We start from the raw sequence: 12,807 nt of genomic DNA on the forward strand, positions 1-12,807 counted from the left end.
ATTTTACGCTTCAAATTTTACCGAAAAGTACCAATACACTTAATTACACAAAAGGTCTTAACAATGAGAATAATAAGCCGTCTTTACTTTGGCTTTGCAAGTTTACTGGTCATTATGGTTGGTATAACCTTGTTTGGTTTACTCAAAATAAGTATCGCAGACAATAATTTAACCAAATTGTCAGAGCAGACAGCAGTTGAACAGCGCCAAGCGATTAATTTCAGAGGCAGTGTGCATGACCGCGCCATTTCCATTCGAGATGCCGTATTAGTCAACAATGCTTCATTATCACAACAACATCAAAATGACATTGATCGTCTTAAACAGTTTTACCTTACTGCAGGGCAGACGCTTAATGCTATGTATGCCAATGTGCAGCACAGCAATGAAGAATTAAGCTTGTTGCAAGGGATTAAAGATATTGAGAAAACCACATTAGTGGCGACTGAAACCTTGTTAGATATGGTTAACTCGGGCCGTAATGATGTGGCAACAGAACACTTATTAGTGACCGTTTCGCCATTATACAGTGAGTGGCTAAAAAGAATTAATAAGCTTATTGATTATCAAGAAACACAAATTCAACAACAAGTGTCTGCTGCGCGTGAACAAACTACTAGTTTTCAGTCGGTGATGTTAATCGTAACTGCTATAGCATTATTAATTGGCTGTGGTGTTGCATTGACTTCAGTTAAACGTTTAAGGAATATTATTGGCGGTGAGCCAGAATATGCAGCTGATATAATCCAACAAATTGCTCGTGGCGATCTTACAGTGAAACTATCGGTTGATTCTCCTCACAGTATATTAAGTGCGGTTCAAGATTTAACTGTTAATTTAACCGAGATAACTCAAAATTCGATGTTGACTGCCAATAAATTACTTTCGGCCTCTAAAGACTTATACCAAACGGCAAAACAAAACGAGCATCTTATCAACAATCAAAAAATTGCTACCGATAATGGTGCTGCGGCAATTACACAAATGTCGAGTACCGTAACTGAGGTCGCAAGCCATACGAGTGATGCGGCATTGTTATCGCAAACCGCCACAAATGAGTTTAATGCAGGTCAGATTGAGGTGACTAAAACTCAACATGATATTAATGCTTTAGCCACTAAAGTCAGTGAAGCTGCCGACATCATCAATTTGCTTTCAGAAGACAGTAAAGAAATTGGTTCGGTACTTGATGTTATTCAGGGTATTGCAGAGCAAACCAACTTATTGGCATTAAATGCCGCTATTGAAGCTGCGCGAGCAGGCGAACAAGGCCGTGGTTTTGCCGTGGTTGCGGATGAAGTGCGTAACCTGGCGCAGCGGACTCAAGAGTCTACACGACAAATTCAAGCGGTTATTGAAAGTATGCGCACGAGTTCGGTTAAAGCTGTAACTGTGATGAATGAAGGCCAAAATCAAGCAAATAGCAGTGTTCAACAAGCTAAAAGTGCAGGTGAGTCATTAACGGCTATTAATGTCACTGTGATTAAAATCAGTGATATGAATACTCAAATTGCGACAGCGGCAGAGGAACAATCTGTGGTTGCTGCAGACATTAATGAAAACTTTATTCAAATCACTAATGCCGCCTTATTAGCTCAACAGGAGGCGAGTAAAATTACTGCTGCAAGTTATCAACTTGAAGCTTTAGCGCAGAGTTTAGAGTTAAACGTAAAGCAATTTAAGACAGAATAATCGCAAGCTTAATAATAGAAGAAATGATAAAGCTGGCAAATCACCGATGTAATTTGTCAGCTTTAATATCTTTACTTAACGTAGAATCATTTTATTTTAGCTATTTTTACCAAAAGCCAAGTACCTTCCACCAAAGTCCGCCAACTACACCCCAAATGGTTAAGTTAACTACGCTCATAATAAACCCCATTATCCACCAATGTTCCATTGATACATAACCAGAGCCAAAAATAATGGGCGAGGTACCTGTGGCATAATGAGTCAACGACATCATTAATGACGATGCTCCCGCAAGCAGTAAACCAAGGTATAAAGGCGGGGCTCCTAACGCGATACCTGCCGCAAAGAATGCAGCAAACATGGCGGTAATGTGTGCGGTTGTGCTAGCAAAAAAATAGTGAGCATAAAAGTAAACCACCACTAATATCATCACCGAAACCATCCAGCCAACCCCAAGTTGGGCGATATTGCTTTCAACCACTCCAGAAAACCAAGTCACTAATCCCAACTTATTGAGAAATGTGGCCATCATGACTAATGCAGAAAACCACACCACGGTATCCCAAGCGGCTTTTTCTTTGAGCACATCTTCCCAGCTTAGTACACCACTGACTAATAAAATGGATAAGCCTAAAAATGCCACCGCAGTCGTGTCAACTGCAAATGCAGCACCAAATATCATGGCGGGGACGCCTGCCCATAAAAATAATAACAATCCAAAGACACTGATCATGATTTTTTCAGGGTAAGACATAGGGCCCATGTCGGCTAATTTATCTTTAGCATAAATGCTGGCGTCTGGAGTTCGTTTAATCTCCGGAGGATATACGGCATAAATAATTAAAGGCATTAACGCAATACATAATAAACCAGGCAACAACGCCGCCAATGCCCAGGTTCCCCACGTGATACTAATATCTGCGCCCGTTGCATCGGCAATTAATTTTACTATTAGTGGGTTAGGGGCTGTAGCAGTAATAAACATCGCTGAGGTAATGGGGTTGGTGTGATAATTCACTAAGGCAAGATAATGACCAATTTTTCTAGATGTGCCTTCTTCTGGTGATGAACCAAAGCTTGAGGCTATTGATTTCATTATTGGATGGATAATTCCACCTCCTCGCGCAGTATTGCTGGGTGTAACGGGCGCGATGACGAGTTCTGATAGTGCTAATGCATACCCAATGCCAATGGTTTTTCGACCAAACAGAGAAATAAAGTAATAACCAATCCGGTTTCCAAGACCTGTTTTGGCTAATCCTCGCGAGATAATAATCGCAATACCTATTAGCCAAATTAATGAATTAGAAAAGCCGCTTAGTGCATCTTTAATTGCATCTGATGGCTTGTCATTAGTTACGCCAGTCAACGCGACTAAGGTAATGGCTAACACCGCAATAGCCCCAATAGGCATTGCTTTACCGATAATAGCGACAACGGTACCAACAAATAGCGCAAGCAAATGCCATGCATTTGCAGACACACCTTGCGGCGGCTCGACGATAAACCAAAGAAAGAGAATTATCGCAATTGAAATGATGCCTGGAATAACACGAATATCAGTACTTTTCATTGCCGCATCCTTAGGGTGGAAAATACACCGTTAACATGAAGAGATCTGTGGTTTAAGTTGACTAACTTTTTTGTTGAATTATCGTGATAACTTGATACTAAGTCTTTGTGATAATTAATTTTGTGAAGAGATTCTCATTGTGGCTATGTATCATAATTAGTTGAAAAATAATGGGGCAGCTTAGTTCTGACAAGTGTTAAATATGCCAATATGCTTTGTGATTCAGTTGATGCAGAATTCTTCAGTCTAATATAATCAAACATATATTAAGTATGATGCAAAGAGTATTAACGGGATTAACGGGATTAACAAAATAGATACAAACGTGCTGTTTATTCATGATTTCTGCATGTTTTCTGCACATTTCATTGTTAAGCTTTGTCTTATGTTTACATCATGAGATATCACATGAATCCCTATCCTTTACGTTTACTGACGATTGCGATTTCCTGCGCCTTATTGTTGAATTTACCTGGTTGTGGCGGTACCGAAGATACCGATACCGTTAGCTCGAGTTCAACTGATACTGTAACAGACACAGACACAGACACAGATTCAGATTCAGATTCAGATTCAGAAGATCTGGGCAGTGGTATTTTACATACGGCGTATTATGAATTTGATCAAGATAACGTCAACGTGGTACTGAGTGGCACTAAGGTTGTGATTGAAACAAACGGATTACCCAACCATACATCCCCGTACTGGTCATCTAGCAATGAACTGCATGTGGAACCTACAGTCACTTCTTACGCAAAAATGGCGCCTGGCTATATCGATGACTTTGTGGGCACTTATACCTTAACCGTTGATAACTCACCATCAAAAGCCAGTACAACCTCAGCGACAGGGCTTGGTGCTATTGGTATTGCAGTGAGTGGTTCGGTAATTTATAACGATGAAGAAGGTCCTGGTGTGCCATTAGATGATGCGGCAACTAGCCTAGACTTTAACGGCGCGCACACGGGGCCGCAAAGCTATCATTATCACTTGGAACCGATTTCATTTTCAGACGATGATTCAAATTTAATTGGTGTGATTGCCGATGGTTTCTTTTTATACGGTCGTAAATGCAACTCTACTGGTACTTACCCAACAGACTTAGATGAGTCTGGCGGGCATACGTCGATAACCCAATTCGCGCAAGATGCTGAATACCATTATCACATTCAAAATGAGCTGTATTTAGGCTCGTACTACATTTTATTCCCAGGTAATTATCAAGGTTCAGCCAGTGCTATCCGTTAAGGCATTGCTGGTTATTTTGGGCTCAATACTGTTAGCGGGATTGAGTTATGGGCACTTTTTTATGGTAAAAGCTGGGCCTGTAGCAAGTCAGCACATCAGTATTTCGCCAACAACAGGGCTAAGGATGTACCAAAATAGTCCTTTTACAGGTGATGCAGTCACTTTTTACCCCAATGGGCAAATGGCAAAATTAGCTCATTTTGAACAAGGTCTGCGAGACGGATTTTTACGCCAATGGTTTGAAAACGGAACTTTAGCGTTCGACTCTCACTATGTTTTTGGTGTGCTTGAGGGCATAACGCGAAGCTGGTGGAGCAATGGAAATATGCGTTCTGAGTCGGTTTATCATCAAGGTAAGGTTAATGGAACGTCTTTGCAATGGTATGCCACAGGTGAGCGATTTAAAAAGATGAATTATGTCGATGGAGTTGAAGCTGGTTTACAGCAAGCTTGGCGTCGAAACGGTAAACTTTTTAGTAATTATCAATATATTAACGGGCGAGTGTTTGGCCTTAAACGTTCAAATATGTGTGTAGGATTAGAAAATGAAGAAGTGGTTGAATCTGATTAATGTATTAATTGCTGCGTTAGCTGTTCAGTTTGTGGCTATGCCGGTGACGGCTCACCCGAGTGGTGAACTAGCATTGGCTGAGTTACCTTACTATGGTAGTGCTGATTTTACTCCACATTGGTTTAAACCTGATAGCCCTGAATTGGCTGGTTTTCATCAGGTTCCGGCATTTAGCTTTACCGATCAGCAGGGTGAAATCGTCACGCAAAATACGGTAAAAGATAAAATCTATGTGGCGAGCTTTTTCTTTACTCGATGCCCTGGTATTTGCCCTCGAATGAAATCGCAGTTGTCTAAAGTACAAAGTGAGTTTATTGATGATGACGACGTTATGATTCTGTCTCACTCGATTCAACCAGGTAATGACACCGTTGAAGTACTACAACAATATGCTAAGAAAAATCATATTGATGCCGCTAAATGGTTGTTAGTTACTGGTGAGCGTGAGCAGATTTACTCGCTTGCCAAAAAGGCTTATTTTGCCAATGAAGATTTAGGCGAATATGTCAGTAAAGAAGATTTTTTACACACAGAAAACCTAGTGCTGGTGGATAAAAATAGGCATATTAGAGGCATCTATAATGGTTTAAATAATACCTCTGTTGCTAACTTGATTACCGATATAAAACGTTTAATAGGCGAGTAACCTCGGATATTACAAGCCGTTTTCGTATGTCTGAATGAATACGGAAATGGCTTAGATTATTTGATGACCATTCAAGATGCCATTATGCCCAATCAATATTCGCTTAGATTATTTCTGTGAGCCTTAACTTATATTAAGTCATTTCGACATCATCTTTTTTTTGATTGTCAGTATTTTAGAAACGCCTCATTTAGTCATTCAGTAAATTCGTTACTCACCGCAATATCCTTTACAAATAATCGTTTAGCCAACGAGGGTTATTGTTCGTTATGTTACTAACTTCGTTGTCGTAGGGATGTTTCTACCATTAAAACTGTGTTGTTGATATTTACGCGATATATTCTATCGATGAGGTTAACTTGAGTGTATGCTCTAAGTTGATTGTGTCATTTTATTTTATGGTATGATGCTCTGTTTATTAATGGCAAGTGCATTTATGCCGGTTGATATTTTATTGTCGTCGTTATTTGAGCTTTGCTTTGGTTATTTAAGGTTTTCGCTATGTGGACACAAAAAAGTATTACGCTACCCCAAAAAAACGCGGCTTTCATCTTATTACCGATGAGGTGGTTAAGCATATACCACAACTGCGTGATATTGAGGTGGGTTTAATGCACGTATTTATTCAGCATACTTCAGCCTCTTTAACCATTAACGAAAATGCAGATCCGACAGTCCGCTGTGATATGGAACGTCATTTTAATGTGCTTGCACCTGAAGGTGCTCCTTATTTTAAGCACACATATGAAGGGCTTGATGACATGCCAGCGCATATAAAATCAACCTTAATAGGCGTTAGCCAAACAATACCAATTACTCATGGGCGCTTGAACTTAGGTTCTTGGCAGGGATTATATTTGTGCGAGCATCGCGATAATGCGTCCTCAAGAACAATAATTGTTACAATCCAAGGCGAATAGTCTATCCAATTTGAGTTATTACACAGGTAAAGTGTAAATGAAATAATATAATTGTCTGTTTTGTATGCATTCTTCACTTTCGGTTATGACTTTGCTTGTGTAAGTAAATGTAAAGATGCTAAATTCAGGCGTCTTAATCATACAATTAACATCTGGGGTTTTATTGGCACTATTTTGCCTCCAGCCTCATATGAATGTTTTTTATATAAAACGGCCCTAAAGATTTTAAAAGAATAACGCATAAAAATAGGTGGGTGAACGTGATATCTGTATATTTGGTTGACGATCATGAACTCGTGAGAACGGGGATACGTCGCATTCTTGAAGACGAACGCGGTATTAAAGTTGTTGGTGAAGCTCCCGACGGTGAAACTGCAGTTCAGTGGTCTCGACAGAATGAAGCTGATGTTATTTTGATGGACATGAACATGCCTGGTATGGGCGGGCTAGAAGCTACCCGTAAGATTTTACGCTATCAACCAGAGGCTCGGATTATTGTATTAACAGTACAAACCGAAGATCCGTTTCCTACTAAGGTTATGCAAGCTGGAGCTTCGGGTTACTTAACCAAAGGCTCAACCTCGCCTGAGGTGCTAAGAGCCATTACCCAAGTGGCGCGTGGTCAGCGTTATTTGTCACCTGAAATTGCTCAGCAAATGGCTCTCAGTCAGTTTAATCATTCTGATGAAAACCCATTTAGCAGTTTGTCTGAGCGCGAACTACAGATTATGTTGATGATCACCAACGGTGAAAAGGTCAATGATATTTCTGAAAAGCTTAACTTAAGCCCTAAAACAGTTAATAGCTATCGTTATCGCTTATTTGCTAAATTAGGTATTGGTGGTGATGTTGAGTTGACCCGTTTGGCGATTCGTTACAAAATGCTCGATACTGGTTCATTTTAGTTGGGAATATCCCGCGTAACGCATTAAGTAGCTTTAATCATGCCTAGTGGTTTTAATGCCAAGTCTTTCTTAAAAACGGTTACCAGCGCACCCGGCGTCTATCGAATGTACGATATACGCCAACAAGTGATTTATGTTGGTAAAGCCAAAGATCTCAAAAAACGCCTTAGTTCTTACTTTCGCAGTAATATCCCCAGTGTAAAAACGCAAGCTTTGGTGTCGCATATTGATCATATCGATGTGACGGTGACTCACAGCGAAACCGATGCATTGTTGCTCGAAAACGATTATATCAAGCAGTACATGCCAAAATACAATGTGCTGTTGCGTGATGATAAGTCTTATCCATATATTTTATTGAGCGGCCATAAACACCCAAGGCTTGCCTATCATCGTGGCCCTAAGCGCGAAAAAGGCCACTATTTTGGACCTTATCCTAATGGCGGCGCGGTTCGCGAAAGCTTGCACTTAATGCAAAAACTTTTTCCTATTCGCCAATGTGATGACCTGTACTATAAGTCGCGCTCACGGCCATGCTTACAATACCAGCTCGATCGTTGTAGTGCTCCTTGTGTTGGCATTGTGAGCGATGAAGAGTACAGCGAACAAGTTAAGTTAGCTGGATTGTTTTTACGTGGAAAAGATAAACAGGTGATTTCGCAGTTGGTAGCCAAAATGGAAGTCGCTGCGGTTGATATGGAGTATGAACAAGCGGCGCAATACCGCGATCAAATAACTGCATTAAGGCGTGTGGCCGAGCAACAAGAAGTGTCTAATCATAAAGGTGATATGGATGTGATTGGTGTGGATTATGCCTCTGGTATTGCCTGCTTTCATTTGTTGTTCATTCGCGACGGCAAAATTTTTGGTAGTCGCAGCTATTACCCCACGGTACCAGCCGAAACCGACATTGAAGAGGTGTTATCGTCATTCTTAGGTCAATTTTATTTAAACGCAGATATTCAACGCACCATTCCAAAAGAAGTCATACTTAGCCATGATTTTGAGGGCATTAAAGAGCTTGAAGCATCTATTGCACATGCTTTGGATAAAAAGTTTGAATTAAAAACCCAAGTTAGAGGTGAAAGATCCAATTTTTTACGTCTTGCCATGACAAATGCTAGTAATGCCATTGCCACACGGTTATCGCACAAAAATACCGTAGAGCAACGCTTCCAGCTACTAGAAGAGGCTTTAGAGCTTAACGAGCCGATTAAACGCATGGAATGTTTCGATATTAGTCACACCATGGGTGAAAGCACTGTTGCATCTTGTGTGGTGTTTAATCGAGAAGGTCCACACAAGGCAGATTATCGACGTTATAACATCACAGGCATTACCGGTGGTGACGATTATGCGGCAATGGAGCAGGCTATTAGCCGCCGTTTTGATAAAATCGACAATAACGGCAAAGTACCTGACTTAGTCTTTATTGATGGTGGTATTGGCCAACTCAGAGTTGCGCAAACTATTGTCGATGAAAAGTGCGTTAAGATTGATAATCCACCACTGTTAATATGTGTTACTAAGGGGGAGGGACGTAAAGCAGGGTTAGAAACCTTTACCGTGGGCGGCAGTGAACAAACCTTTGAGATCCCAAGCGACTCCCCCGCGTTTCACCTTATTTTGCATATTCGTGATGAATCACATCGTTTTGCTATTACCGGACATAGAAACAAACGTCAAAAAACGCGTAACACTTCAACACTCGAATCTATCCCTGGTGTTGGTCCTAAAAGGCGTAAAGCATTGTTACAACATCTTGGTGGTATTCAAGAAGTCAAAGGCGCTAGTGTGGCTGAATTAATAAAAGTTCCCGGAATTAGCTTAGAAATGGCACAAACAATCCATGATGCATTGCGAGGGGGCTAAAATTAAGGCAAGATTGGCGCTGCTTCTGACAAATTGGTCTTTTTATGCCGTTTAATGTACCTATCGCACTGACTTTATTTCGTATTGCTTTGCTGCCAGTATTTGTAGTGATTTTTTATCTCCCCTACACGTGGGCGCCTTTTGTCGCTGCCTTTATTTTTTGGTTAGCAGCGTTAACTGACTGGTTAGACGGTTACGCGGCTCGCAAATTAGGTCAGTTAACCCGGTTTGGTGCTTTTTTAGATCCGGTTGCCGACAAGGTCATGGTGTCTACTGCACTGGTTTTACTGGTGCAGCAAAATGACAATATGTATTTAACCTTAGCGTCTCTGTTTATGATTGGCCGTGAAATTGTTATTTCTGCTTTACGGGAATGGATGGCTGAAATCGGCAAACGTGGCGTAGTTGCAGTGTCTTGGATAGGTAAATATAAAACGGCAGCCCAGATGGCGGCGATTGTTGGTTTGATTTGGAAACCAACACCGTTACTCACTGACCTCGCTTATGCATTGTTTTATGTTGCAGCAGCACTGACATTTTGGTCTATGATGAGTTATATTTCAGCAGCTTGGAAAGATTTAACCGCCGAATAGTGCAATAATAGTTCAATAAGTTTATTTAGTGCGCAAACAGTCAAAATTGCTTAAATCAATAATTGACACACGAGGTTAATTAGGTAAAATGCCACCCCGTAGACAAGTGATGAGTCAGCAGCAAGCCTTAAGGTTAGATGTTAATCAATATTGTTTACAAGAGTAAAAAATGCGACATTAGCTCAGTTGGATAGGTTTAAAGACGATACCTTTCTTGCCGATTTGATAAAGCATTTAAAATAGATTGAAATGCGACATTAACTCAGTTGGATAGGTTTAAAGACGATACCTTTCTTGCCGATTTGATAAAGCATTTAAAATAGATTGAAACGCGACATTAGCTCAGTTGGTAGAGCGATACCTTGCCAAGGTATAGGTCATCGGTTCGAACCCGATATGTCGCTCCAATTTCTTATCTTATCCGATGGATTTGAAGTTGGTAAGTATGGCGCGATGGCAGAATGGCTATGCTGCGGATTGCAAATCCGTCGATCTCGGTTCGACTCCGGGTCGCGCCTCCACAAATTGCTTTTAATGGTTACAATGAGTAACGGTTAAAACACACTTTGCCCGAGTGGTGGAATCGGTAGACACAAGGGATTTAAAATCCCTCGCTGAATAAGCGTGCCGGTTCAAGTCCGGCCTCGGGTACCATTATAATCTCTAGCAATAGAGAGTGGTGTAAAAAAGCCTCAACATTAGTTGGGGCTTTTTTACGTCTGAAATTTGAGTTTTATTGTTAAGTTTACCCATATTTTGAGTTGAATTGGCACCTTTTCAAGTCAAGTCCATTTATGCAGGTTAATTTAATCGTCGTCCCGGTAATGCTTTTGAGCTGGGATCCAGGTGTTTATTTTGTCTTTGTTCTTTTGTACCTATTGCAATAGGCTATAAGTAAAAAATACAAACACCTAGATGGCGGGACGACGCAAAACTAGCTAACAAGCTATATAAATCGACGTTATTGATGAGTCTGTGCGACTAACGCCAACAGCTGTGGTAAATAGTCTTTGTCTAACGCGGCTATTTCAATCTGTTCTGTTAGTACGTCATGTAAGATTTTTTCGTTTGTTAACGGGTTAGCTAACACGACTCTGAATACGGTAGTGTGTTGCCTGAAGTATTTAGCCGGTTTAATGCGTGTACGTGATACAAACGATTTTCCCTGCTCACGTTGGTGCTTTTGAATAAATTGAGTTAAGCCATCGAGAAGTTCATTGATTTGAGATACCAATGACTCATTTTGGTTTGTCACTGCATCGTTTAAAAACTGTTGTACTGCACTTGGAATATAGCGATATGTAAGTAAACATAACTCAGGCTCGGTTACTAACTCAAACTCTGGGTGCTGTTTGATAATGGATGCAAAATAGCGAGCTTTTTCCAAACTGTTATTAATTAAAATCTCATAGCCGTCGCGGCCAATAATTTGCAGGCAAGCATGTACCAGCATGGCCATGCCTGGGCGTGATCCCTCAAGCGTTTGGCTGCCCAAATCTTTAGAGCCAACTCGTAAAATATATTCAGCATGATGCACAATGGCTTGTGCTAGTTCAGGATCCTTAAATATCACCATGCCAGCCCCCATTGGCACATACATCTGTTTATGAGCATCAATGGTGACAGAGTCCGCGAGCTCTATTCCTTTAAGTAAATGGCGATATTTGTTCGACAACAAGCTTGCGCCGCCCCAAGCAGCATCAACGTGGAAATGGCATTGCAATTCTGTCGCAAGCTCAGCGAGTTCTGTTAATGGGTCTACATTGCCTGTTTCGGTCGTGCCAGCAACGCCGACAATCGCCATTACTTTAATATTTTGCGTCGCTAATTTTTTAGCGGCTACGCGCATTGCTGCAACATCGACTTTATTTTGATGATCGGTTGGGATACTAATGATGTTGTCGCGACCGATACCGAGTAGATCAGCGGTTTTACCTAGAGAGTAATGACCACGTTCAGAGACTAAAATCGCTAAATCATCAAACCCATAAAATCGCAGTGCTTTAGGCATTCCTTCGCGTGTGATGCCTTTAAAGTCACCTTGCGGTTTGAGTAAACGGTTACGTGCTATCCATAATGCTGTGATGTTAGCCACAGTGCCCCCAGAGCAAAATGCACCTAAGGAATGATTAGCGCTGTGCATCCATTGGTCATAAAACTGACTTGGTTGTTGATACACTAAGTGATGCATCATGCCTAATACTTGACGTTCTAATGGAGTAAAAGCTTTTGATGTTTCAATTTTAACTAAATTTTGATTCAATCCGACCATCATTTTAGATAATGGCAGTACAAAATACGGCAGAGCAGAGGTCATATGGCCAATAAAGCTCGGTGCCGCAGTATGAACTGAATGAGCGACTAAATTACGCATGATTTCGTCAGCGTAGTCAGAAACAAAAGTAGGATCGACTGGAATTTGATGGGCATTAAAATCAGTTTCAATTTCAGATAAAGGCTTTTCTAATGCCGCAATGCTATTACCTAAAAAACCGGCTAAGTCTTGTGATAACCTCTGTTCAATAATGCTTAGCGTCGATGAAGCATCTTCAGGTGCGGTAAAAATTCGCAATAAACTGTCTGCTGAAGCCTGTGCTTGACGCGGAATTTTTGAGGTCATTGTGCTTGCCGTTATGGTGAAAAATGCAGCCTATAGACGATGACAAATGCGCTAAAATGATCGCAGTGCCTACAGGACGAAAAGAGGGTGCTAACTTTACTGTAAGCCTTGCTTAGCTTCAAGTATTTATACTGTTTACAGATTAAAAAGCGCCTAATACAGTTGAG

At 40.9% G+C, this 12,807-nt stretch carries 9 protein-coding genes, 3 tRNA genes and 1 pseudogene; 11 read left to right on the forward strand and 2 right to left on the reverse strand.

All coding sequences use genetic code 11. The annotated features are described in order from the left end of the window. Positions 1–63: 63 nt before the first annotated feature. Positions 64–1,692 carry a methyl-accepting chemotaxis protein gene (locus IEY40_RS07125; protein WP_188954726.1) on the forward strand — a complete coding sequence of 543 codons (1,629 nt, stop codon included), beginning with the start codon at positions 64–66 and terminating at the stop codon, positions 1,690–1,692. A gap of 106 nt (positions 1,693–1,798) precedes the next feature. On the opposite strand, the gene IEY40_RS07130 is transcribed toward IEY40_RS07125, so the two are convergent. Further along, on the reverse strand, positions 1,799–3,265 hold the full coding sequence (locus tag IEY40_RS07130; RefSeq protein ID WP_188954728.1) for a DASS family sodium-coupled anion symporter: 1,467 nt from the start codon (positions 3,263–3,265) through the stop codon (positions 1,799–1,801). 408 nt (positions 3,266–3,673) lie between these two features. Here IEY40_RS07130 and IEY40_RS07135 point away from each other — a divergent pair, with 408 nt between their 5' ends. The 10 genes and pseudogenes from IEY40_RS07135 to IEY40_RS07180 all read left to right on the forward strand — a co-directional run bounded on the left by IEY40_RS07135 (position 3,674) and on the right by IEY40_RS07180 (position 10,674). Beyond that, positions 3,674–4,513, forward strand: coding sequence for a YHYH protein (locus IEY40_RS07135; protein ID WP_188954730.1), 840 nt, complete (start codon positions 3,674–3,676; stop codon positions 4,511–4,513). Then, positions 4,500–5,084 carry a toxin-antitoxin system YwqK family antitoxin gene (locus tag IEY40_RS07140; RefSeq protein ID WP_229777044.1) on the forward strand — a complete coding sequence of 195 codons (585 nt, stop codon included), beginning with the start codon at positions 4,500–4,502 and terminating at the stop codon, positions 5,082–5,084. The genes IEY40_RS07135 and IEY40_RS07140 overlap by 14 nt, the downstream gene beginning before the upstream one ends. Continuing rightward, positions 5,059–5,730: an SCO family protein gene (locus tag IEY40_RS07145; RefSeq protein WP_188954733.1), complete on the forward strand. Its 672-nt coding sequence runs from the start codon at positions 5,059–5,061 to the stop codon at positions 5,728–5,730. The genes IEY40_RS07140 and IEY40_RS07145 overlap by 26 nt, the downstream gene beginning before the upstream one ends. 501 nt (positions 5,731–6,231) lie before the next feature. Then, a pseudogene (locus IEY40_RS07150) lies at positions 6,232–6,650 on the forward strand (secondary thiamine-phosphate synthase enzyme YjbQ). Positions 6,651–6,910: 260 nt separating this feature from the next. After that, complete coding sequence (uvrY, locus tag IEY40_RS07155; RefSeq protein ID WP_188954737.1) at positions 6,911–7,555, forward strand: UvrY/SirA/GacA family response regulator transcription factor; 645 nt, start codon at positions 6,911–6,913, stop codon at positions 7,553–7,555. Between the two features lie 39 nt (positions 7,556–7,594). After that, positions 7,595–9,427, forward strand: coding sequence for an excinuclease ABC subunit UvrC (gene uvrC, locus IEY40_RS07160; protein ID WP_188954739.1), 1,833 nt, complete (start codon positions 7,595–7,597; stop codon positions 9,425–9,427). A gap of 44 nt (positions 9,428–9,471) precedes the next feature. After that, positions 9,472–10,020, forward strand: a complete 549-nt coding sequence (gene pgsA, locus IEY40_RS07165; protein WP_188954741.1) for a CDP-diacylglycerol--glycerol-3-phosphate 3-phosphatidyltransferase — start codon at positions 9,472–9,474, stop codon at positions 10,018–10,020. Positions 10,021–10,351: 331 nt separating this feature from the next. Further along, a tRNA-Gly gene (locus tag IEY40_RS07170) sits at positions 10,352–10,427 on the forward strand. 40 nt (positions 10,428–10,467) lie between these two features. Beyond that, a tRNA-Cys gene (locus tag IEY40_RS07175) sits at positions 10,468–10,541 on the forward strand. A gap of 47 nt (positions 10,542–10,588) precedes the next feature. After that, positions 10,589–10,674 (forward strand) — tRNA-Leu (locus IEY40_RS07180). A 307-nt stretch (positions 10,675–10,981) separates the two neighbouring features. On the opposite strand, the gene panP is transcribed toward IEY40_RS07180, so the two are convergent. Next, complete coding sequence (gene panP / locus IEY40_RS07185; RefSeq protein WP_188954742.1) at positions 10,982–12,640, reverse strand: pyridoxal-dependent aspartate 1-decarboxylase PanP; 1,659 nt, start codon at positions 12,638–12,640, stop codon at positions 10,982–10,984. Positions 12,641–12,807: the final 167 nt, after the last annotated feature.

This window comes from Shewanella ulleungensis, from assembly GCF_014648315.1.
GTDB classification, from domain to species: Bacteria; Pseudomonadota; Gammaproteobacteria; order Enterobacterales; family Shewanellaceae; genus Shewanella; species Shewanella ulleungensis.

What these genes read in the sequence shown, in the direction of transcription:
- pgsA (WP_188954741.1), top strand. Translation starts at nt 9,472, where the DNA reads ATGCCGTTTAATGTACCTATCGCACTGACTTTATTTCGTATTGCTTTG.
- uvrC (WP_188954739.1), top strand. Translation starts at nt 7,595, where the DNA reads ATGCCTAGTGGTTTTAATGCCAAGTCTTTCTTAAAAACGGTTACCAGC.
- panP (WP_188954742.1), bottom strand. Translation starts at nt 12,640, where the DNA reads ATGACCTCAAAAATTCCGCGTCAAGCACAGGCTTCAGCAGACAGTTTA.
- IEY40_RS07130 (WP_188954728.1), bottom strand. Translation starts at nt 3,265, where the DNA reads ATGAAAAGTACTGATATTCGTGTTATTCCAGGCATCATTTCAATTGCG.
- IEY40_RS07145 (WP_188954733.1), top strand. Translation starts at nt 5,059, where the DNA reads ATGAAGAAGTGGTTGAATCTGATTAATGTATTAATTGCTGCGTTAGCT.
- IEY40_RS07125 (WP_188954726.1), top strand. Translation starts at nt 64, where the DNA reads ATGAGAATAATAAGCCGTCTTTACTTTGGCTTTGCAAGTTTACTGGTC.
- IEY40_RS07135 (WP_188954730.1), top strand. Translation starts at nt 3,674, where the DNA reads ATGAATCCCTATCCTTTACGTTTACTGACGATTGCGATTTCCTGCGCC.